The organism is Flavobacterium sp. (assembly GCF_044369455.1).
Taxonomy (GTDB): Bacteria; Bacteroidota; Bacteroidia; order Flavobacteriales; family Flavobacteriaceae; genus Flavobacterium.
In genome coordinates, this window is the sequence record NZ_JBIPLW010000006.1 from 21,332 (window position 1) to 44,008 (window position 22,677).

16 protein-coding genes are annotated in these 22,677 nt (G+C 34.2%); 12 read left to right on the forward strand and 4 right to left on the reverse strand.

The window, feature by feature from the left end; translation table 11 throughout:
• The first annotated feature begins 50 nt into the window (after positions 1-50).
• The 4 genes from rimK to ACIQ2L_RS07250 are packed head-to-tail and all read left to right on the forward strand — an operon-like array spanning position 51 to position 2,900.
• Positions 51-1,439 (forward strand): 30S ribosomal protein S6--L-glutamate ligase, encoded by a 1,389-nt coding sequence (gene rimK / locus ACIQ2L_RS07235; RefSeq protein ID WP_396157497.1) that lies wholly within the window; start codon positions 51-53, stop codon positions 1,437-1,439.
• Complete coding sequence (locus ACIQ2L_RS07240; protein ID WP_396157498.1) at positions 1,423-1,938, forward strand: DUF421 domain-containing protein; 516 nt, start codon at positions 1,423-1,425, stop codon at positions 1,936-1,938. The genes rimK and ACIQ2L_RS07240 overlap by 17 nt, the downstream gene beginning before the upstream one ends.
• 2 nt (positions 1,939-1,940) lie before the next feature.
• The gene (locus ACIQ2L_RS07245) at positions 1,941-2,519 is read left to right on the forward strand and encodes a TMEM175 family protein (protein WP_396157499.1); all 579 of its coding nucleotides are present in this window, start codon (positions 1,941-1,943) and stop codon (positions 2,517-2,519) included.
• Positions 2,520-2,534: 15 nt separating this feature from the next.
• Positions 2,535-2,900: a DUF1304 domain-containing protein gene (locus ACIQ2L_RS07250; protein ID WP_396157500.1), complete on the forward strand. Its 366-nt coding sequence runs from the start codon at positions 2,535-2,537 to the stop codon at positions 2,898-2,900.
• Here ACIQ2L_RS07250 and hutH read toward each other — a convergent pair.
• Positions 2,897-4,399 (reverse strand): histidine ammonia-lyase, encoded by a 1,503-nt coding sequence (hutH, locus tag ACIQ2L_RS07255; RefSeq protein WP_396157501.1) that lies wholly within the window; start codon positions 4,397-4,399, stop codon positions 2,897-2,899. The genes ACIQ2L_RS07250 and hutH overlap by 4 nt on opposite strands.
• Positions 4,400-4,791: 392 nt before the next feature.
• On the opposite strand from hutH, the gene thrA reads away from it, so the two are divergent.
• The 5 genes from thrA to ACIQ2L_RS07280 all read left to right on the forward strand — a co-directional run bounded on the left by thrA (position 4,792) and on the right by ACIQ2L_RS07280 (position 11,422).
• Entirely contained in the window at positions 4,792-7,239 is a 2,448-nt protein-coding gene (gene thrA, locus ACIQ2L_RS07260; RefSeq protein WP_396157502.1) for a bifunctional aspartate kinase/homoserine dehydrogenase I, read from the forward strand.
• 83 nt (positions 7,240-7,322) lie between these two features.
• Positions 7,323-8,255 carry a homoserine kinase gene (locus ACIQ2L_RS07265; RefSeq protein WP_396157503.1) on the forward strand — a complete coding sequence of 311 codons (933 nt, stop codon included), beginning with the start codon at positions 7,323-7,325 and terminating at the stop codon, positions 8,253-8,255.
• Between the two features lie 14 nt (positions 8,256-8,269).
• Positions 8,270-9,562, forward strand: a complete 1,293-nt coding sequence (thrC, locus tag ACIQ2L_RS07270) for a threonine synthase (RefSeq protein WP_396157504.1) — start codon at positions 8,270-8,272, stop codon at positions 9,560-9,562.
• A gap of 2 nt (positions 9,563-9,564) precedes the next feature.
• The gene (locus ACIQ2L_RS07275; protein WP_396157505.1) at positions 9,565-10,098 is read left to right on the forward strand and encodes a M23 family metallopeptidase; all 534 of its coding nucleotides are present in this window, start codon (positions 9,565-9,567) and stop codon (positions 10,096-10,098) included.
• A 139-nt stretch (positions 10,099-10,237) separates the two neighbouring features.
• A complete protein-coding gene (locus ACIQ2L_RS07280; protein WP_396157506.1) occupies positions 10,238-11,422 on the forward strand; it encodes a hypothetical protein in 1,185 nt (394 codons plus the stop codon).
• On the opposite strand, the gene ytxJ is transcribed toward ACIQ2L_RS07280, so the two are convergent.
• Positions 11,412-11,801, reverse strand: a complete 390-nt coding sequence (gene ytxJ, locus ACIQ2L_RS07285; RefSeq protein ID WP_396157507.1) for a bacillithiol system redox-active protein YtxJ — start codon at positions 11,799-11,801, stop codon at positions 11,412-11,414. The genes ACIQ2L_RS07280 and ytxJ overlap by 11 nt on opposite strands.
• 100 nt (positions 11,802-11,901) lie before the next feature.
• Complete coding sequence (locus ACIQ2L_RS07290) at positions 11,902-12,669, reverse strand: hypothetical protein (RefSeq protein WP_396157508.1); 768 nt, start codon at positions 12,667-12,669, stop codon at positions 11,902-11,904.
• A gap of 132 nt (positions 12,670-12,801) precedes the next feature.
• Between ACIQ2L_RS07290 and ACIQ2L_RS07295 the strand changes: the two genes are divergently transcribed.
• The 3 genes from ACIQ2L_RS07295 (at position 12,802) to ACIQ2L_RS07305 (ending at position 21,578) form a co-directional block, all read left to right on the forward strand.
• The gene (locus ACIQ2L_RS07295) at positions 12,802-14,229 is read left to right on the forward strand and encodes an L-serine ammonia-lyase (protein ID WP_396157509.1); all 1,428 of its coding nucleotides are present in this window, start codon (positions 12,802-12,804) and stop codon (positions 14,227-14,229) included.
• A 114-nt stretch (positions 14,230-14,343) separates the two neighbouring features.
• Complete coding sequence (locus ACIQ2L_RS07300) at positions 14,344-19,305, forward strand: translocation/assembly module TamB domain-containing protein (protein ID WP_396157511.1); 4,962 nt, start codon at positions 14,344-14,346, stop codon at positions 19,303-19,305.
• On the forward strand, positions 19,302-21,578 hold the full coding sequence (locus ACIQ2L_RS07305) for a BamA/TamA family outer membrane protein (protein ID WP_396157512.1): 2,277 nt from the start codon (positions 19,302-19,304) through the stop codon (positions 21,576-21,578). The genes ACIQ2L_RS07300 and ACIQ2L_RS07305 overlap by 4 nt, the downstream gene beginning before the upstream one ends.
• A 39-nt stretch (positions 21,579-21,617) precedes the next feature.
• On the opposite strand, the gene ACIQ2L_RS07310 is transcribed toward ACIQ2L_RS07305, so the two are convergent.
• Positions 21,618-22,667 carry a porin gene (locus ACIQ2L_RS07310; RefSeq protein WP_396157513.1) on the reverse strand — a complete coding sequence of 350 codons (1,050 nt, stop codon included), beginning with the start codon at positions 22,665-22,667 and terminating at the stop codon, positions 21,618-21,620.
• Positions 22,668-22,677: the final 10 nt, after the last annotated feature.

Below are 22,677 nucleotides of genomic sequence, written 5' to 3' on the forward strand. Positions count from 1 at the left end.
TAAATAACAGTATTAAATTCGAGATTTTGTAGTTTTTTTATTTTTTATATATGCCATCAAATAAAATAATATTAGGTTCAGAAGAATGGTGTGCCTTTCCTGAAATCGGTTTGCCAGCTATTAAAGCACGTGTAGATTCGGGCGCTAAAACTTCAGCTTTACATGCTATCAATATCGCGCCATTCAAAAAAGAAGAGGAAAATTGGGTGAAATTTGATATTAATCCTATTCAAAATAATCTTAAAACCGTTATCCATTGTGAAGCCAAACTCATCGACAAAAGAATTGTAAAAAGTTCAAGTGGCTTTAGAGAACAACGATATGTAATTCAAACCAATATAAAAATTGGTAATGACAGTTGGTTGATCGAGATGACATTAACAAATCGAGACTCAATGGGTTTTAGAATGCTCTTAGGTCGAGAAGCCATGAGTGGTAGAATTTTGGTTGACCCTGAACAAAAATATCTTTTGGGACAAACTTCATCTGAAAATTTAAAAGAATTATATGCCAATTCCGTTGTGAATACTATTGGTTTGAGAATTGGTGTTTTAGCAAGTAATCCTGAGTTATATAGTAACAGACGAATTATGGAAGCAGGTGAAATGCGTGGACATGAAATGCATTTTCTAAACATAAAGGAATGTTATATGAAATTGGATGCCGAAAAGCCAGAAATTCATTATAGAGGCGGTAAAATTTTAGATAATTTTGATGCCATCATTCCAAGAATTCGACCTAGTATAACTTTTTATGGATGCGCGCTAACAAGACAATTTCAAGCTATGAAAGTATTTTGTCTAAATTCGGCTGCAGCCATCACACAATCCAGAGATAAACTCTTCTCGTTACAGCTTTTATTAAGAAATGGAGTAGATATTCCCACAACTGGCTTTGCTAATTCTCCTTTAGATACCGATAATCTAATAAAAATGGTAGGCGGTCCACCTTTGATTGTAAAATTATTGGAAGGCACTCAAGGTAAAGGAGTCGTATTAGCCGAAACTAAAAAAGCTGCTGAATCGGTTATTAATGCTTTCAAAAGTTTGAATGCTAATATCTTAGTTCAAGAATTTATTAAAGAAGCTGATGGTAAAGACTTAAGATTATTTGTAGTTGATGGTAAAGTGGTTGCTACTATTCAGCGTGAAGCTGCTCCTGGTGAATTTAGAGCCAACATTCATATGGGAGGAACTGCCTCTGTTATTAAACCAACACAAGACGAAAAAAAGATTGCTATAAAAGCGGCGAAAGCAATGGATTTAAAAGTAGCAGGTGTCGATATTATCCGTTCATCCAAAGGACCATTATTACTAGAAGTAAATTCATCTCCTGGACTAGAAGGAATTGAAGGAGCTACCAACAAAGATATTGCTGGTGAGATGATTAAAGCCATTGAAAAAAACTTTAAATTAAAAATGGATGAATCCATATCTTGACATAGTACTTAGAAGCGTTGTCGTTTACTTTTTTATGGTAATCGTATTACGAGTTTTTGGTAAAAAGGAATTATCCCAACTAAATACGGCTGATGTTATATTGATTTTACTGATTAGCAACTCCGGTCAGAATGCGATGGTTGGCAATAATTCATCTCTTGAAGGTGGATTGGTAGCGGCTTTGGTCTTGTTTACTTTTAATCATATTTTGAAAAAAGTAATGTACAAATCAAAAACTTTTAACGATTTGGTTCAAGACAAACCTTTGATACTGATTCACGATGGCAAAATTGATTTCAAAGCTTTAACCAAATTAGAAATATCGTCCAATGAATTAGATGAAGTAATTCGGGAGCATGGCGAGGAAAACTATAAAGCGGTGAGACTTGCTATGATGGAAATTGATGGAAACATTAGCATTATTTCGGGAGATAAAAATCTGAAACAAACCCATTGCAAAAGAAAAATTCATAAATTAGTAGGCAACTCAAACAATTAATTATGAATAAAAACCGGCTTGAAGCGTTTAGCGATGGGGTGATTGCTATTTTAATCACCATTATGGTATTGGAATTCAAAGTACCAGATGGTAATAATTTTGAAACAATACAACCGTTGTTACCTAAATTACTAGCTTATGTTTTAAGTTTTATTTACCTCGGCATCTATTGGAACAACCACCACCATTTGTTTCATGCTGTTAAACGGATTAATGGTAAAATTATGTGGGCTAACCTGCATGTTCTGTTTTGGCTATCCCTAATTCCTTTTGTAACGGCTTGGGCAGGGGAAAATAATTTTGCCTCTTTTCCGATGATTATGTATGGTTTAATTCTATTTTGCAATGCTATTGCCTACTATACACTTCAAACTATAATTATTAAGCACCTCGGAAAAAAATCTGATTTGGCGCTAGCTTTGGGTAGCGACATAAAAGGAAAAGGATCTTTGGTTTTGTATGCTTTAGGTATTGGATTTGCAAACTACTACCCTATTGTCTCGGGAAGTATCTACATTTTGGTAACGCTTATTTGGCTCGCGCCCGATAAAAGAATAGAGCGGATTTTTATGGAAGAATAATTTTCAAATAACCTAATGAACACAGTATCACAAATCATTATCGGATTTATAGCCTTTTTGCACCTTTACATCCTTTGGCTCGAAATGTTTGCCTGGACCACACGCGGTAGAAAAGTTTTTAAAACCATACCCGAAGACCAATTCGAAAAAACAAAAGTCATGGCTGCAAACCAAGGCTTATATAACGGTTTTTTGGCGGCTGGATTGATTTGGTCGCTTTGCATTGCAAATGTTGATTGGAGTAAAAATATTGCCATCTTCTTCCTTTCTTGTGTGCTTGTGGCTGGAATTTATGGAGCCATGACGGCTTTTAAAAGAATTTTCCATGTTCAGGCGGTTCCGGCTATTTTGGGACTTTTGAGTTTTATGTTGCCTATTTAATCCTCCAACTCCACCAGAAAGCTATTCAAAAACGCTACCGAATTTTCTATATCGTAATGCAAAATTCGGTCTTCTTTTACTAAAGGAACTTCTTCACGGTACGATTTCAGAAACATTTCAATAAAAGTACTCGATTGCAATGGCTCTCTAAAATGAATTGCTTGTGAAGCATTCATTAATTCGATTGCTAAAATTCGTTCTACATTTTCCATAATCTTGAAGCATTTTGTAGCAGCGTTGGCTCCCATACTCACATGATCTTCCTGACCATTGCTCGATACAATACTGTCTATACTAGCTGGAGTTGCTAATTGTTTATTCTGACTGGCAATGCTGGCAGCCGTATATTGTGGAATCATAAAACCTGAATTTAATCCCGGATTCTCAACTAAGAACGCTGGTAATCCTCTTAAACCTGAAATCAATTGATAGGTTCTTCTTTCAGAAATGCTTCCCAATTCACATAAGGCAATCGCTAAAAAATCTAAAGCCAAAGCCAACGGTTGTCCGTGGAAATTTCCTCCAGAAACAATCACATCTTCTCCTACAAAAATATTTGGATTATCGGTAACCGAATTGATTTCAGTCTTAAATATTTTTTTTACATAATCTATGGTATCTTTCGATGCGCCATGTACTTGCGGAATACAACGAAACGAATACGGATCCTGAACATGCACTTTGGGTTGCGCTATAATTTGGCTTCCATCTAACAATTCTTTCATTCTTCTTGCGGTCAAAATCTGTCCTTTATGCGGACGAACTAAATGGATCAATTCATCAAAAGGCTCAACTCTTCCATCAAATCCTTCTAATGAAATGGCCGCAATTATATCGGCAAAATAAGAATATTTTATTGCTTTCATTAAAATATAACAGCCGTAAGCACTCATAAATTGAGTACCGTTAAGTAATGCTAATCCTTCTTTAGATTGTAACACTATTGGCTGCCAATTAAATTTCTTTAATACTGCAGATGAATGCACTTTTTTTCCTTCAAAATTCACTTCACCCTCACCCAATAATGGTAAAGACATATGTGCTAAAGGAGCTAAATCGCCACTGGCACCAAGCGAACCTTGTGTATAAATTATTGGAAGAATATCATTATTATAAAAATCAATTAAACGCTCAACGGTTACTAACTGCACACCCGAATAGCCATAACTTAAAGACTGTAACTTAAGCAATAGCATAATCTTTACAACGGCAGCAGGAACTTCATCTCCGGTTCCGCAAGCATGCGATTTTACTAAGTTTTCCTGTAATTTTAAAAGATTTTCATTAGAAATTTTCACATGACACAACGAACCAAAACCAGTGTTAATTCCATAAATTGGATTGTCATTAGATTCCATTTTTTTATCTAAATAGTTTCTGCATTTTTGAATATTCACTTTGGCTTCTTCGGAAAGGGATAACGATTTATGTTGATCGATAATTTCTTGTACTTGCTCTAAACTCAATACTTCTGCACTGATGTAATGTATGTTTTCCATTTTTTGTGTTCAAATTGTGCTCAAAATTCAATAAACAATCCTTAAAAAACAAGTTTTAGTTCCACTATTTTATTGAAGATTTGGTAATGAAACCGAACATCCGATGGAAAAAATCCTAATACGTTTTTCTCATTCCATTAATAATACGATTTTGATAAAAATACCACTAAAACTTTTTTAGTACACAAAAAGTAGTATTTTTGAAAATCATGTGGAATACTAACAACATAAATACTTATATCGCGACAGCTAATTCCGCTGCAATGACTTTTGTTACCACAACAACTACAACCCCGTTTGGGGTATAATCTTTTCATATAATCCTCATTCATGCACTTTCATTTAGAAAGCAGACAACTCATAACTCACAATTCACAACTCATAATAATATCATGATTGTATTAAAATTTGGCGGTACATCGGTAGCCAATGCAGAAAATATTTCAAAAACAATTCAAATTGTAACGAATAAAAGCAAAGAAGATAAATTGGCCGTAGTGGTTTCTGCCTTTAGCGGCGTAACGGATTTATTAATCTTAGCGGGCAAAACTGCTTCTTCTAAAGATAAAAACTATAAAGATTTAGTTAGCCAAATCGAAAAGAAACACAAAGATGCCATAGACGAATTAGTTCCGTTACGTGAGCAAAGTGAAATTATTGATACCATTAACAGCAATATCAATCATTTAAAAACCTTATTGGATGGTAGTTACCTTTTGGGCGAATTATCAAACAGAACCGCTGATATCGTAGCTGGTTTTGGCGAATTGTTATCTTCCCAAATCATTGCAGTTGCTTTAAGACAAAAGGTTAACAACTCAACTTTTAAAGACAGTCGTGAACTTATTATAACGAATTCCAACTTCGGAAAGGCAAGTGTCGACTTTGCTGTAACCAATCAACTTATTGCGGATTATTTCAAATCAATTACAAACCAAGTGGTGTTATTACCAGGTTTTATAGCTTCGTCCGCCGATGGAAATACCACAACTCTTGGACGTGGCGGTTCCGATTATACTGCGGCGATTATTGCTGCAGCTGCAAAAGCAAATGTTTTGGAAATTTGGACGGATGTAAACGGAATGTTCACAGCAAACCCAAAAGTGGTAAAACAAGCCCAACCTATTGAAACCATTTCGTATCAAGAAGCAATGGAACTCTCACATTTTGGTGCCAAGGTACTATATCCGCCAACAATACAGCCCGTTTTAAAAGACAGTATTCCTATTTTTATCAAAAACACTTTTGAACCCGAAGTTTACGGAACGCTAATTTCAAATAATCCAAACGTATCTAGCAATCCAATCAAAGGGATTTCTCATATTGATACTATTGCATTACTAACCCTAGAAGGTTCCGGAATGATTGGTGTTGCAGGTTCTTCCAAACGTTTGTTTGAAGTGTTATCAAATGAAAGTATCAATGTTATTTTTATTACACAAGCTTCATCTGAACACTCCATTTGCATTGGTATTTTAAACACTGATGCTGCACGAGCTAAAATAGCAATAGACAAAGCTTTTGAGTTAGAAATTGCTCAAAACAAAATTGACCCTTGCAGTATCGAAAACGAATTGTGTATCGTTGCCCTAGTGGGAGAAAGCATGAAAAATCACCAAGGAATTAGCGGTAAAATGTTCAGCACTTTGGGTAAAAATAACGTAAACATTCGCGCTATTGCTCAGGGCGCTTCCGAAAGAAACATCTCCGTGGTAATTAATGAAAAAGACGTTAAAAAAGCACTAAATACACTTCACGAACGTTTCTTTGAAGACAATACCAAACAGCTGAATTTATTTGTAATGGGAGTTGGAAATGTGGGTGAGAAATTCATTGACCAAATTGCGCAACAGAAAAAGTTCCTGAAAGAAAACCTAAAAATAAATCTTCGTATAATTGCTTTGGCCAACTCACGTAAAATGGTTTTCGATGAAGAAGGCATCAACCTAAAAAATTGGAAAACTGCTGTTGAAAACGGAGAAAAAGCCAATGTAGAAAACTTTATCGCTAAAGTAAATGACTTGAACTTACGCAATAGTATTTTTGTTGATATTACCGCTAACTATGATATTGCCGGTATTTACGATAAGTTCCTAAGTCAAAATATTGCAGTAGTAACGTGTAACAAAATTGCCTGTTCTTCTGAATATAATAATTATAAGACACTCAAAAATCTTTCGAGAAAATATAATGCTCCGTTCTTATTTGAAACCAATGTTGGTGCCGGTTTACCAATCATCGACACGTTGAAACATTTAATCGCTTCGGGTGATAAAGTAAACAAGATTCAAGCGGTTTTATCCGGAAGTTTGAACTTTATTTTTAATAATTTCAGTGATTCTTACAATTTTCATGACGTAGTTAAAGAAGCAGGCGTTCAAGGTTTTACAGAGCCAGACCCAAAGATAGATTTAAGTGGTGTTGATGTAGCTCGAAAAATATTAATCCTTATCCGTGAAAGCGGTTATAAAATGGATATCGAAGAAATTGAAAACAATTGTTTCCTGCCACAAGAATGTATGGAAACAATGAACAATGAAGATTTCTTTAAATCGCTAACGAAGCACGACGACCATTTCAATAAGCTATTAGCAGAAGCCAAATCAAAAGATAGTCGTATTAAGTTTGTGGCCAAATTTGATAATGGAAAAGCATCGGTTGGATTACAATTCATTCCGAAAGAAAGTCCATTCTATAATTTGGAAGGAAAAGATAATATTGTCGAATTCTATACGGATAGATATGTTGATCAGCCACTCATTATAAAAGGTGCTGGTGCGGGAGCAGCGGTAACTGCTTCAGGTATTTTTGCTGATGTAATTCGAATTGGAAATGTATAATTTATTGTTTGAAAAGTTTAATATCGTTTAAAATGGTTTAACAACTTTAAACGCTTAAACTTTTAAACCTTTAAACCTTAAAAATGACTGAAATAAAAATATTCTGCCCCGCCACTATCGCCAATCTCAATTGCGGGTTTGACGTTATGGGCTTGTGCCTAGACGGAATTGGTGACGAAATGATTATTCGGAAAGTTGCTCAAAAAGGCGTAAGAATAACCAAAATTACCGGAGCAGATTTGCCATTAGAAACAGAGAAAAACGTAGCAGGTGTTGCTGCTTTAGCTTTGTATAACGACGCGATTTATCGTGTCTCTATCGAACATGGTTTTGAAATCGAAATCCATAAAAAAATAAAAGCTGGCAGCGGAATTGGAAGCAGTTCCGCCAGTGCAGCCGGAGCCGTTTTTGGTATCAATGAGCTTTTGGGTAAACCGTTTACCAAACACGAATTGGTTTTTTTTGCAATGAAAGGCGAAGTCGTAGCCAGCGGAAGTGAACATGCTGATAATGTAGCACCTTGTATTTTAGGAGGTTTCACTTTAGTTCGTGGGTATAATCCGTTAGATGTTATAAAAATTGAAAGTCCAAGTGAGCTATATGCTGTAGTATTACATCCGCATATTGAAGTCAAAACTTCCGATTCTAGAGCAGTTCTTTCTCCAACAGTTTCATTAAAATCTGCCATTACGCAATGGGGAAATCTTGGTGGGTTAATTGCCGGATTATATACAAAAGATTACGAACTTATTGGTCGCTCTTTGCAAGATGTTATTGTAGAACCTGCCAGAAAACATTTAATTCCAAATTTTGATTTAGTAAAAAACGAGGCTCTAAAAAATGGTGCTTTAGGTGCCGGAATATCTGGAGCTGGACCATCAATTTTTGCTTTATGTAAAGGAGAAACTATTGCCAATACTATAGCCAAAAGTATGAGCGATGCCTACTCGGATACTGGAATCGCTTGTGACATTTATATTTCAAAAGTAAATAGCGATGGAACAAAAATCATTTAAGTTGTACTCAGAAAATGAAATATTTTAGTATAAATAACAAATCACATAAAGTTAGTTTTCAAGAAGCCGTTGTTGCTGGTCTTGCACCCGACCGAGGTTTGTATTTTCCGGAAACTATAACGCGGCTGCCCGATTCTTTCTTTGCCAACATCGAAAATTTATCCCATGAAGAAATTGCATTTGAAGCGATTACACAATTTGTTGGTGATGAAATTCCAGAAAATGAGCTAAAACGAATCGTCACAGATACGTTGTGTTTTGATTTTCCTTGTGTTCCTGTAGAAGAAAATGTGTATTCTTTAGAGCTTTTTCACGGACCAACTATGGCGTTTAAAGATGTTGGAGGTCGATTCATGTCACGTTGTTTAGCCTATTTTAATAAAGATAAAGACATACAAAATACCGTATTAGTCGCGACTTCCGGCGATACTGGAGGCGCAGTAGCTAGCGGATTTTTGGGTGTCAAAGGTGTCGAAGTGATTATATTATATCCATCTGGAAAAGTGAGCGATATTCAGGAAAGACAATTGACTACTTTAGGTCAAAACATAAAAGCAATAGAAGTTGATGGTGTTTTTGATGATTGTCAAGATATGGTTAAGAAAGCATTTATGGATGAAAGTTTGAAACACAAAAACTTAACTTCTGCCAATTCGATAAATATCGCCCGTTGGTTGCCTCAAATGTTCTATATTTTCTTTGCATACCAACAATTAAAGAAACATAACAAACCTATTATTCTTTCTTGCCCGAGTGGTAATTTCGGAAACATTTGTGCCGGAATTATGGCGAAAAGATTAGGACTTCCAATTGCTCAATTTGTGGCATCGACTAATGCTAATGATACGGTACCAAGGTTTTTATCCAATGGAGATTATGATCCAAAACCATCAATAACCACAATTTCAAATGCTATGGATGTTGGGAATCCGAGTAACTTTATTCGTATTCAAGAATTGTATCACAATGATTTAAGTGAATTTGAAAAAGATTTTTCATCATACAGTTTTACAGATACTGAAACAGAACTAATAATCAAAGACATCTATAACAGAACCGGTTATATAGCCGAACCACACGGAGCAGTTGGGTATTTGGGATTGAAAAAAGAAATGCAAAAACAGCCCAATAGTGTTGGCGTATTCCTAGAAACAGCACATCCAATTAAATTTCTAGATACCGTGGAACCATTGTTGAAAATAAAGTTACCCATCCCAAAACAGATTGAAAGTGTTTTAGGAAAAGAGAAAATTTATACTAAGATTAAGACTTATGAAGAGTTTAAAACGTATTTAGAAACCACTTAAGTATGAAAAGGTTCCCTCGAATTAGAAAGATGTTAGTAGTGATTTTTATTATCACGGTTATTGGTTTGCTAATTCCGGAAAATTTCAAAATGCCCGTTGATTATGCTACAAAAAACAGCTACAATCAGGAATCATTTTGGTATTACCCTTGGGGGAAATCAGTTACGCACAAAGGCGTTGACATTTTTGCTAAAACAGGAACTCCGATTAGCTCTTCAACAAAAGGGATCGTTATTTACTGTGGTAAAATCAGCATGGGTGGCAACGTCATAGCAGTATTAGGACCCAAATGGCGCATTCACTACTACGCACATTTAGATGAAATAAAAACTTCTACCTTTTCAGTTGTTGGGCATAACGAAACTATCGGGACCGTAGGAACATCAGGAAATGCAGCTGGAAAATCACCACACCTGCATTATACCATCTCAACCTTAATTCCCTATATTTGGCGTATTGACAAAAGTCCTCAAGGCTGGAAAAAGATGTTCTTTTTAAATCCTATTGAAAAGTTAAATGCAAAGACAAGTTATTGACTTAATTTTATTTTGATATTCTTTTCATAACTCCAAAAAATGAACGTAAAACCGTTTTCCTTTCTAATAGGAACAAAATCTGTTTTCAATACTAAAAATTAAAATAACTGACTATTTTTGTGTCTAAACCAATCAAACAATGAAAAGAATTACTTCCCTCCTCGCCTTATTCCTTATCGTTTCTGCTTGTGGCGTTCGTCAAACCAGAGACTTAGTAACTTCTGGCGATTATGATTCCGCCATTAGAAATGCTATTGATGGTTTGCGTGGAAACAAAAATGCAAAAGGAAAACAAGATTACGTTTATCTGCTGGAAGAAGCTTTTGCGAAAGCTAAAGAGCGTGATTTACGTGACATTAATGCTTGGTTTAAAGATGCTAATCCGCAAAACTTAGAGAAAATATATACTACTTATATTCAGTTAAACTACCGTCAAGAACAAATTCGTCCGCTTTTACCATTGAAATTAGTAAAAGAAGGTCGCGATGCTGTTTTTCCTTTTGATGATTATTCCGACCAAATTGTGAGCAGTAAAAATGCTTTATCTAAATATTTATACGATAATTCAAAAGCCCTTTTAGCCAATAAAGATAAAATGGTTATTCGTCGGGCCTATGATGATTTAGTATATTTAGAAACGATCAATCCTGGATTTAAAGATGTAGCCAATCTTACAGATGAAGCCAAATATAAAGGAACTGATTTTGTAAATGTTTATACCAAAAACGAAACCAATATGGTAATTCCTATTGGTTTGCAAAATGATTTGTTAGATTTCAGCACCTATGGTTTGAATGATAAATGGACAGTATATCACAGTAATCGTCAAAAAGGAATTGACTATGATTATGGACTGATTGTAAATTTCAGACAAATCAACATTTCACCCGAACAAGTAAAAGAAAAACAATTTGATAAGGAAAAACTTGTCAAGGACGGTCTCAAAAATCTTTTAGATGCTAACGGAAATGTAGTGAAAGACAGTTTAGGTCATCCCATAAAAGTGGATAATATGAAAACGGTGCGGATAAGCATTTATGAGTTTTCACAAATAAAAGCGTGTCAAGTCACCGCAAAAGTAGATTATATCAACTTTAAGAGTAATCAACTTATTGAGACATTTCCGTTGGCGAGTGAATTTATTTTTTCTAATATGTATTCAACGTATAAAGGAGATAAAAGGGCTTGTGAAGATACATACTATCCAAACTTCAACAGAAGAGCTGTTCCGTTTCCTAGTAATGAGCAAATGGTTTTTGATACGGGCAACGATTTAAAAGCCAAATTGAAAGATATCATCGTCAGAAATAAATTTAGAAGATAAATTGTTCTAGCTGTTTCGTATCAATACGTTCATGAGAAGCATTATATACTGCTTTTCCATCTTTAATAATTATAACTTGCGGTGATTGATGCTGAACTTCATAATCACTAGCTATGGTATTAGAAATTTCTCTATGCTGTAATAAGTTTAAGAAATAAGGAACGATTTTATCTTGCAAATCAAACTCATTTTCAAATTGTTTCAATACCATTCTACTTACACTACAACGTGTGCTGTGCTTAAAAATAAGAACTGCTTTTTCCGTTGATACCTCACCAATTTCATTCAACTGTCCTAAGTTAGTTAGTTGCCTCCATCCTACTTTTGAAACCGATTGATTCTGTGTACTATTTCCCAATATATTCTTGATAAAACTCATAGTAATTTTTATTATTTTAATGCAGTATTTAGCCCTATCTACAAATATAAAAAACCACCCGCATAGTGATGGTTTTATAAAAATAATTTGTTAAAATAGACTAGTCTTCATCATCCATTTCTGTAGCATCTTCAATTCTATCAAGTAACTCATCTGCTAAATTATTATTTCCATCAGTATCATTTGGACTAATTTCTATAATTCCATCCCCATTATTATCCGTAGCAGAAGTCAAATCTACCTGACTCAGTACTTGATTCAAATCAATATTAATAACCAAATCAAAAGAATTATTATTCACCACTAAACTTTGATTCATATCTTCATAATCTATTTCAAAATCAGTTTCATCATTATGCCAGAAAACAAACGGTGTACCATTAATTGTCCCTCTGATTTCAATAGATTTATTGAATATTGGTGAAGTATTTACTAAATTTTTACTTAATTCAAATTCAACTTCTTCATAAGTTCCATTGGCTATTGTTACTGTCGTAACTGGTGCGTTCTGATTCAATAAATCTAACTCCCATGGACCATTAAGTCCAATCTCATCATCACCATCATAATCACCATCATCATCATTATCGCCATTTCCATTATCATCATCGTTATCATCGTTATCATCGTCATCATCGTCATCAGATTCTGCTAGGCTGAATTGCATTTCTCTGATGTTAACTTTAAAACTAGTAATAGCTACATCATTGTTCATTCCAACTTCTGTGGCGTTTTTACTAGACGGATTGGTGTACGTTGCTTTTGCAACAATTTTCATTTTGTTTTGACTAGTTCCGCTATCACTTGAACAAGAACTTAAAAAAACAATCAAAACAATAATTGCTAATAATGATTTTAATTTTTTCATAATTTACTATATTTTTTAATGTTACAAATATAAAATAACTTTATTTAAAATTACCCTACATTAATATTGAATAATCTTTATATTTCTTTAGTTCTTTACTTTATATTTGCGATAACTAAATCGATATAGTTTATGGAAGAATGTATCTCTGTTTTTGATATGCTCAAAATTGGGGTTGGCCCATCAAGCTCGCACACACTTGGACCTTGGCGAGCGGCTGAACGTTTTTTATCTGAATTACAAACTGAAAATATATTCCATAAAGTAACAAGAGTAAAAGTTGATTTATATGGATCACTTTCCTTAACGGGAAAAGGTCACGCTACCGATTTAGCACTAATGCTGGGCTTGAGCGGACAAGATCCAGAATACATTCCAGTAAAAGATATTGATGGAATTATAAAAACAATTGAAGTTAATAACGAAATTATTTTAGGCAATAAAATAAGCATTCCGTTTTATTTTCTTCAGGATATTATTTTCAACAAAAACTTCCTTCCTTTTCATGCTAATGGATTGACTTTTACGGCATATTTGGATAATGATTCTGAATATAGTTCCACCTTTTATTCTATTGGTGGCGGCTTTGTCGTCAAAGAAGAACGCGTTAATGCCCAAAAGAAACATCAAATAAAATGTGCTTTTCCGTTTCCAATTCAAAATGCTGCAGCATTATTACAATATACTATTAGTCAAAATAAATCTGTTTCACAAATAGTTTTTGCAAACGAAATATCGATGCGTCCCGAAGCAGAAGTGCATAGTGAACTGATGCGTATTTGGTATACGATGTTAGAATGTATGTTTATTGGATGTCACTCTGAAGGTATATTGCCTGGTGGTTTAAATGTAAGACGACGCGCTTTTGATATGCACCAAGGTTTGATTGGTTTAGCCAATTATACTACGCCACAAGAATGGTTAGAAACTATTCGAAAAACAGAAGTTAAGTTTCGACAAATATTAAAATGGGTTTCTTGTTTTGCATTAGCCGTTAATGAAGTGAATGCAGCTCTTGGCAGAGTGGTAACGGCACCGACTAATGGAAGTGCTGGTGTGATACCAGCCGTACTAATGTATTATTTAGTGATTGAAAATCATGAAGCTGGCGAAAAAGAAATAAAGCAATTTTTAATGGTAGCTGGTGAAATTGGAAGCATCTTTAAAAAAGGATCTACCATTTCTGCCGCTATGGGCGGATGTCAGGCAGAAATTGGCGTATCCTCTTCAATGGCAGCAGCGGCACTATGCGAAGCTATGGGCGGCACTCCCGACCAAGTTTTAATGGCTGCTGAAATTGCAATGGAACATCACCTCGGAATGACTTGTGACCCAATTGGTGGACTGGTTCAGATTCCGTGTATTGAGCGCAACACTATGGGAGCTATCAAAGCCATCAATGCAGCCGAACTCGCCATGGAAACCGATGCAAAAAATGCTAAAGTTCCTTTGGATAAGGTAATTGAAACCATGTGGAAAACCGCAAAAGACATGAACTCAAAATACAAAGAAACCTCAGAAGGTGGCTTAGCTGTGGCAGTAAATATGGCGGATTGTTAATGCAATTTTGTAACTTTTTGTAATAATTATATAAAAGTGTTAAACTATATAATTTCCATCTTTAATGTGAATACGAATAAAACAAATTTACTTGTTTTAAATTAAATAATTGATTTGAAAAAGTACTTTATAAGAGGAACAAAAGTCATCCTATGGATCCTGCTATCGCTCATAGGAATACTCTTGTTGTTTGTCGTTGCCGTTCAAATTCCTGCCGTTCAACAATTTTCCAAAGATAAAGCTGTAACGTATCTCGAAGGAAAACTCAAAACAAAAGTTGTCGTTAATAAAATTAAAATTGGATTTCCGAACGATGTTATTCTGGAAGGTGTTTACTTTGAAGACCAAGAAAAGGATACACTTTTAGCAGGTAAAAAAATCGCGGCAAACCTTAATATATTTGGATTATTTAATAACAAACTTGAAATCACTTCGATTGAATTAGAGGGTATTGTTGCAAACATCAACAGAAATAAAGAAAATAAATTAAACTTCGATTATATACCTGAGGCTTTCAAATCACCCAAAAAACAAAATGACAATGCACCTCCAATGGAATTTTTATTGGAAAAAATTGAACTGAATAATGTCAGAGTTCGATATAATGATGTTTATAACAATAATGATATGCGACTTAGTGTGAATCATCTCAAAACTAGAATCAAAACATTCGACAGGGAACAGATGAATTTTGATGTTCCGAATGTTGCTTTAGAAGGATTGCAGTTTTATTATAAACAGGGTTTGGTTGAAAAAGCAGAAATTACCAAATCAGAAAACTCAAAAAGCTCAGATTTAAAACTGAAATTAGGAACTCTCGATTTATCTAAAATCAAAGCATCGTATCAGGATGAGAATTTGAAGATTGCTATAGACATGGATTTGGATAAACTTTTGGCAAAAGTCAACGTTTTTGACTTCAATACGAACACAATAGACTTAGACCAAATAGCAATTTCTGATGCTACCTATAATTTGACCATGGGTAAAACCGTAAAAGAAAACAACAAATCTTCTTCTAAATCAAACAACTGGCGAGTAAAATCGAATGAAGTGGCTTTCAAAAATGTGAATTTTAGTTATAATAATGAAAATTCAACTCCGATTAAGAGAGGCATGGATTATCAACATTTAAACTTAAAAAGCGTTAGTATTGATGCCAATGATTTTGCCTATAATTCGGAATCAATTTCTGGAAAAATCAATTCCATGAAAGCGGAAGAAAAAAAAGGTTTAAAAGTAGAATCCTTAAAGGCAAACTTCTATTATGGTCCTAAATTGGCGTATTTTAAGAATTTATATTTAAAAACAACACAAACAATTTTGCGAAATGAAATTATAATTGGTTATCCGTCTATTGAATCGATTTCTGATAATCCGGGTGGACTCATTATAAATGCTCATCTCAGTAAAAGCAGGATTGCGTTCAAAGACTTATTGTTGGTTGCTCCACAGCTTTATAAAACAGACCTTTTTAATTCCAATCCAAATGCAATTATATTTATTAACACAACGATTTCAGGGAAAGTGAGCAACCTGAATTTCCAAAATCTTCAGCTTACCGGTTTTAGAAATACAAATGTGAACGCCAGCGGAAGGATAATTGGTTTGCCCGATTCGGAAAAAGCCTATTATGATTTGAACATCAAAAACTTTCAATCGAATTCCAATGATTTCTATAGTTTTCTGCCAAAAAACACGATTCCAAACAATATTCAATTGCCTTCAAAACTTACAGTTAGAGGCACTTTCAAAGGAACTATCAAAAATTTTATAACCAATATGACTTTTGCAACCAGTTCCGGAAATGGTGCAATAAAAGGCACGTTAGACCGAAGCAAAGAAGACAACGAAAAATATAATCTTGAGGCATCGCTTGATAATTTTGATTTGGGTAGTTTAATGAAAAACGATTCCATTGGAAAAGTGACACTAAAAACAACTATAAAAGGAAGAGGTTTTAATCCAAAAACTGCGAATGCCATTGTCAGCGCTACAGTATTCAAAGCTGATTACAATTATTATACGTATGAGAATTTGGTTGTTAATGGAAAAATAAACCATAGCCTTTTTGATATTAGTGCCTTTACAAAAGACCCAAATCTAAAATTTGATTTGGTTTCGAGCGGTAATTTTAAAGATAAATATCCGTCTGGAAAAATCCATCTGAATGTTGATATTGCCGATTTAGACAAACTTAACCTACATGCCGGACCATTAAAACTAAAAGGTGTTTTAGATGCTGATATTCAATCAGCAAACCTGGATTATCTTAACGGAAAAGCGAGTGTTCATCATTTGATTATTGCCAACGACAAAGATCAATATGCAACAGATTCTATCAATGTGGTCGCCGTGTCCACATCAGAAAAAAATTCAATTGTCTTAAACTCTCCATTTTTAGATGCCGAAATAATAGGGAAATATAGAGTATCCACTTTGGCTAATTCAATAAAAAATAGCATTTCAAATTATTATACTTTAAAATCAAGTTCCAAAAATGTTCCGAACGGCAACCAACAATTAGCCTTCAAAGTGAATGTTAAACCTACTCCTATTCTGCTAAATATGGTTCCTGATCTAAAAAATATAGAACCTATTTTAATAACGGGAAGATATAATTCGGTGAATGATACCATTATGGTAAATGGTTCAATTCCAAAATTAGTTTATAGCACAAATATTATTACAAATGCAACTCTAAAAATAGATACAAAAGACAGAGCGTTGCGTTATAATTTTAGTATTGACGAAATCAAGAACAGTCAGTTTCAGCTTTTACGCACAAGTATTAGCGGACAAGCGAAAGACGATGTTGTTGATTATACACTGCTTTTAAAAGATGTTAAAAATAAAGACCGTTATCGTATTGCGGGTAATTTAAAAGCTAAAAACGGCGGTGATGAGATTTCACTTAATCCTGAAAAATTGATGCTGAATTACGATTCTTGGAAAATTTCTGATGATAACAAAATTCGTTTTTCTAACGATGCTATCTATTTTGATAATTTTGAATTGAGATACGATAAAAGTAGCATAAGTCTTCAATCGCAATCACAAGGTGATGATCCGACATTAGCTATTAAATTTAAAGATTTCAAAATACAAACCATTACCAATATCGTTCAGATGAAAAATAGTGAAATGGACGGAACTATAAATGGTACTGCCGTACTTAAAAATTTGAAGTCGAAAGTGCTATTTACAGCCGATGCAACGATTGATAATTTCACATTCAAAAATGAAGCCGTCGGAAGAATCAATATCAATGTCGATAATTATACTGCCAATACATATACCGCCAAGATTGAACTTACGGGACTGGACAATCAGCTGAATCTGGACGGAACCTATCGGGCCAATGACGATGCATTGGACATGGATTTGGATATTCTAAAACTGAACCTGAAAAGCATTCAAGGGTTTTCTATGGGAAATATCACAGATGGTACCGGCTATTTCACTGGCAGATTTAAAGTTACCGGTAACACGAATAATCCAAAGTTGATAGGCAATTTATCATTTCACGAAATCGGATTTAAAGCTGTGACACTTAATGCCAAATTCAAATCGATGAACGATAAAATGGTATTTACCGATAACGCTATCCTTCTTGACAATTTCACTATATATGACGAAAAGAACAACGATTTAATCATCAATGGGGAACTCAACAATGCAAATTATTCCAATTTAGGATTTAATTTTACTGTGGATGCTGATAATTTCAAAGCAGTAAATTCAAAAGCAAAAGATAATGATACTTTTTATGGCGAATTGTTTTTAGACAATCATTTGATCGTTAAAGGAACTATGGAAAGTCCAAAAGTGGAAGGAACTGTTAAAATTAATAAAGACACTAAATTTACTTTTGTTTTACCACAAGATGATCCATCGATAGCTGACAGAGAAGGAATAGTGGAATTTATCGACCAAGATCAACCCTCATTATTCACCAAACTTGCTGATGAAAATCTAAGTGAAACCGGAGTAAAAGGAATTGATGCTTCAGTAACTATTGAAGTCGATAAAGATGCCGAATTAACGCTAGTTATTGACAAAGCCAACGGTGACTTATTAAAATTAAAAGGCGAAGCCCAACTTACAGGAGGAATCGATCCTTCAGGAAAAACAACATTAGTCGGGCGTTATGAATTGGAAGAAGGAACTTATGAAATGAGTTTTAATTTGATTAAAAGAAAATTCGACATCAAAAAAGGAAGTTATATTCTTTGGACTGGCGAACCAACAACTGCAGATATGAGTATAATAGCACTCTATAAAACACAAGCAGCACCATTAGATTTGTTAAACAATCAATTATCAAACCTTACTCCTGAAGAAAGAAATACATACAAACAAAAAATTCCTTTTGAAGCCGAATTAAAAATGAAAGGTGATTTGATGAAACCAAGCATCTCATTTGACATTATTTTGCCGCCGGGAAACAACTCGGTTTCGAGTGATATCATTACTAGAACAGAAGCAAAATTGACACAATTGCGACAAGAGCCGGATGAATTAAACAAACAGGTTTTTGCTTTGCTTTTGTTGAATCGATTTGTTGGTGAAAATCCATTTTCAAGTGAGAGTGGCATTACATCAGCTTCCTCATTTGCCAGAGAAAGTGCTAGTAAAATACTGTCGCAACAACTTAATAATCTAGCGGGCGATTTGATTAAAGGTTTTGAATTGAATTTCGATTTAGATTCTTCTGAAGATTATACTACAGGTCAAAAAGAAAATAAAACCGATTTGAACGTTGGGCTTTCCAAAAAATTGTTGAATGATAGATTAAAAGTAACGGTTGGAAGCACATTCGGAATTGAAGGTCCGGAACAGAAAAACAAAGAGACCAATACCATTGCCGGAGATGTTTCTGCCGAATACCAACTTTCAAAAGACGGACGATATAAACTTCGGGCCTATAGAAAAAATCTGTATCAGGTAGCCTTGCAAGGACAAGTTATTGAAACTGGAGTTGGATTTATTATCACATTAGATTATAACAAATTCAAGGAGATATTTAATTCAAAAAAAGAAACTGATACCCCTAAAATTAAGAAGAAACAATGATTAAAAACCTAATTATAGTATTCTTTCTTGCACTATTTGTAGCAGCGTGTGGTGGCACACATAACTTGCCCGAAGGTGAACTTTTGTATGTTGGTGCAAAAGTTTCGGTTAAAGACACGAATGTTTCCCGAAAAGAACGCAAGGCATTAGAATCAACATTGATAAAAATAATTCGACCGCTTCCAAACAAAAAGTTTTTGGGTATGCGACCAAAATTATTTTTCTATAATCTTGCCGGAGAGGTAAAAAAAGAAAAAGGATTTCGTCATTGGCTAAAAAACACTCTTGGTGAAGCGCCGGTTTTATTGAGTAAAGTCGATTTGGAATACAATCGAAGTTTGTTGCAAAATTTTTCCGAAAACAATGGTTACTTCAATACAAGAACAAGCGCCGATTCTACCAGGCATGGCAAAAAAGCTGCCGCTGAATACAAAGTAACTCTGGGTAAACAGTATAAAATTAAATCGATTCAATACCCAGCCGATTCCTCTGCCGTTAGCTCAGCAGTTAGACAAACACAACATCAAAGCTTATTAAGAGTGGGTTCAGCTTATAATTTAGAAGTAATAAAAGCCGAAAGAGTCAGAATCGATGCGCGTTTGAAAGACAACGGTTTTTATTATTTCAATGCCGAATATGTAAAAGTTCAGGTCGATAGTACTGTTGGCAAATATGATGTTGATTTAATTTTAAAAGTAAAAGATGAAGCGCCTGTCGCGGCAAAAACAGCGTACAAAATCAATAAGATTATCATTTACCCGAATTATTCTATTAATAATGATACCCTAAAAACATTTGAAAAATATAAAGATTTTACCATTATTGGGAATGATAGTTTATTCAAGCCTCGAATTTTTGACCGAACGTTATACTTTAAAAAAGACGATTTATACAATACAACGGACCACAATTTATCGTTGAACCGATTGGTGAATTTGGGGACTTTAAAGTTTGTAAAAAATCAGTTTCGGGTTTCTGATACGATTGGAAATTATTTGGATGCCTATTATTATCTTACGCCATTACCACAAAAATCAATTCGTGTTGAAGTATTGGCAAAAACCAATTCTGCAAGTTATACCGGAACGGAATTAAAGATAAACTGGAGCAATCGCAATACATTTCATGGTGCGGAATTATTGAGCATTTCAGTTTTTGGTGGACTCGAAGTGCAATTAGGTGGAAAAAATAACGGCTTTAATGTGTATCGTTTTGGTGGTGAAACTAGTTTGGTATGGCCAAGATTTATTGCTCCTTTCAAAATCAAATCATCTAGTGGTTTTGTTCCTAGGACAAATACAACCATTGGCTACGAATTTCAAAATCGGCAACAACTGTATTCATTGCAAACCTCAAAAGCTTCCTTTGGATATGCTTGGAAAGAAAACCTTCGTAAGGAACACTTATTTAATATTACCGAAATTACATTTGCAAGTCCACAAGACGTAACCGATTTATATCAGGAACAAGTGGCTTTAAATCCATCTCTAAAAAATGTGATAGAAAAACAACTTATTTTTGGTCCAACGTACTCTTACACCTACACCAATGAGATAAATCAAAGAAAAAAAAACACCTTCTATTATAAAGGTAGTATTGACTTATCAGGAACAATTGCCGGTTTGATTACGGGTGCCGATATCAACAAAAAAGATCCTATTGAAATTTTAGGAATTCCGTTTAGTCAATTTATTAAAGTTCAGAGTGAGTTTAAACACACGTATAAATTCAGTAATCAATCACTTTTAAAAAGTCGAATCATCGCTGGTGCTGCTTTCGCTTACGGGAATTCTGATGAAATTCCGTATAGCAAACAATTTTTTATCGGCGGAACCAATAGTTTGCGGGCATTCCGATCCAGAGCTATAGGTCCGGGAACTTATGATGGATCGAATGAAATAAGTCAATTTATTCCGGATCAATCTGGAGATGTAAAGTTAGAATTTAATACAGAGTACCGAGCCCATATTTACCGCTTTATAAATGGTGCACTATTTATGGATGCGGGGAATATTTGGCTTTTATACAAGGATGTAAACAAACCAGGGTCCCAATTAACTAAAGACTTTTTAAATGAAATTGCTGTTGGAGTTGGTACCGGACTTCGATTTGACTTCAGCTTTTTGGTGTTACGAACAGATGTAGCATTCCCAATACGAAAACCTTTTTTACCAAATGGTCAGCGCTGGGTATTGGACGAAATCGATTTTGGAAGTGGTTCTTGGCGAAGCGAAAACCTTATATTCAATTTGGCTATTGGGTATCCGTTTTAATTTATGTGCTAAACAAGATATAAAAAACACTTGACAACCTCACAATTCTAAAGACAAACTTGTCGTCAAAAAAAAGTCATTATTAGTATACATTTCATCGTTTAGAAATATATTTTCGTTGCTTTTTAAATACCGTGCTTCTGTTCTGAATTTCACGTTTGAATTTGGCAAATAATCAAAATTTAAAGAAAAACCAAGTGTTTCAAAGCTATCATTTATTGCAATTATTATATTTTTTTTATCTTGATAATATTCGGCTCTAAAAGCGGTTTGCCATTTCGGAGTGATTGAATATTGAGCAATAAAAACTGGACTTAGCCATGTAGACAATTTATTATTTGAAATACTACTTTCTTGTAAACCGTAATCAAAACCAGTAATCGTTCTCCATTTACTATTCCATTTATAATCCCAATACAAATTACTAAAATACCGAAACGAATAAGCTGTACCATTGAATTCCTTTCCAATAAAAGTACTCCAATTGAAAACAGATTTATCCGAAGGCTTATAAATTATTTGCGAACCCAAAGCAGGTGAACTGTCTTTATCAGGTTTGTTGATGCGTTGCCAACCGTTGGTCACTAATCCTGAAAATGTAAATTTCTCATTGGGTTTATAAGTATACTTAATACCAGACATAAAGTAGGGTGAATTCTCTGCAAGAATAGAACGCGTCAAGGTTAAATTGGAAGCGGAAGTAGCCGTTTCAAATCCAATATAACTTGGCAAAATTCCCAATTCTATTGTTGACTTTTTTGCTTTATCAAGAAACAAACCTACGTACGCTTCATTAATAATTTTAGTTGTTTCATTAGCATAATTATCTTCTACATATGTACCTGCTTGTAGTGTCAATACTGCATAAGAATTATCATATTCTGCTTTAGCTCGTAATAACCCGATGTTCAAATTAAACTCGTTATGTCTATTATAATTATACATAAAAGGTAATTTTTCATTGGTATCGGGTTGATTAAAATCAAATGAATAATACGTCTCTACATACCCTGAAAATTCAAATTTTATTGCTTTTTCCTGTGAAAAAATGAATTGCGGTATAAGCAAAAAAAAGAAAAATTTCTTCATATAATTTTTG

What these genes read in the sequence shown, in the direction of transcription:
- ACIQ2L_RS07240 (WP_396157498.1), top strand. Translation starts at nt 1,423, where the DNA reads ATGAATCCATATCTTGACATAGTACTTAGAAGCGTTGTCGTTTACTTT.
- hutH (WP_396157501.1), bottom strand. Translation starts at nt 4,399, where the DNA reads ATGGAAAACATACATTACATCAGTGCAGAAGTATTGAGTTTAGAGCAA.
- ACIQ2L_RS07295 (WP_396157509.1), top strand. Translation starts at nt 12,802, where the DNA reads ATGGAAGAATGTATCTCTGTTTTTGATATGCTCAAAATTGGGGTTGGC.
- ytxJ (WP_396157507.1), bottom strand. Translation starts at nt 11,801, where the DNA reads ATGAGTTTTATCAAGAATATATTGGGAAATAGTACACAGAATCAATCG.
- ACIQ2L_RS07310 (WP_396157513.1), bottom strand. Translation starts at nt 22,667, where the DNA reads ATGAAGAAATTTTTCTTTTTTTTGCTTATACCGCAATTCATTTTTTCA.
- ACIQ2L_RS07265 (WP_396157503.1), top strand. Translation starts at nt 7,323, where the DNA reads ATGACTGAAATAAAAATATTCTGCCCCGCCACTATCGCCAATCTCAAT.
- thrC (WP_396157504.1), top strand. Translation starts at nt 8,270, where the DNA reads ATGAAATATTTTAGTATAAATAACAAATCACATAAAGTTAGTTTTCAA.
- ACIQ2L_RS07290 (WP_396157508.1), bottom strand. Translation starts at nt 12,669, where the DNA reads ATGAAAAAATTAAAATCATTATTAGCAATTATTGTTTTGATTGTTTTT.
- ACIQ2L_RS07280 (WP_396157506.1), top strand. Translation starts at nt 10,238, where the DNA reads ATGAAAAGAATTACTTCCCTCCTCGCCTTATTCCTTATCGTTTCTGCT.
- ACIQ2L_RS07250 (WP_396157500.1), top strand. Translation starts at nt 2,535, where the DNA reads ATGAACACAGTATCACAAATCATTATCGGATTTATAGCCTTTTTGCAC.
- rimK (WP_396157497.1), top strand. Translation starts at nt 51, where the DNA reads ATGCCATCAAATAAAATAATATTAGGTTCAGAAGAATGGTGTGCCTTT.
- ACIQ2L_RS07305 (WP_396157512.1), top strand. Translation starts at nt 19,302, where the DNA reads ATGATTAAAAACCTAATTATAGTATTCTTTCTTGCACTATTTGTAGCA.
- ACIQ2L_RS07245 (WP_396157499.1), top strand. Translation starts at nt 1,941, where the DNA reads ATGAATAAAAACCGGCTTGAAGCGTTTAGCGATGGGGTGATTGCTATT.
- ACIQ2L_RS07275 (WP_396157505.1), top strand. Translation starts at nt 9,565, where the DNA reads ATGAAAAGGTTCCCTCGAATTAGAAAGATGTTAGTAGTGATTTTTATT.
- thrA (WP_396157502.1), top strand. Translation starts at nt 4,792, where the DNA reads ATGATTGTATTAAAATTTGGCGGTACATCGGTAGCCAATGCAGAAAAT.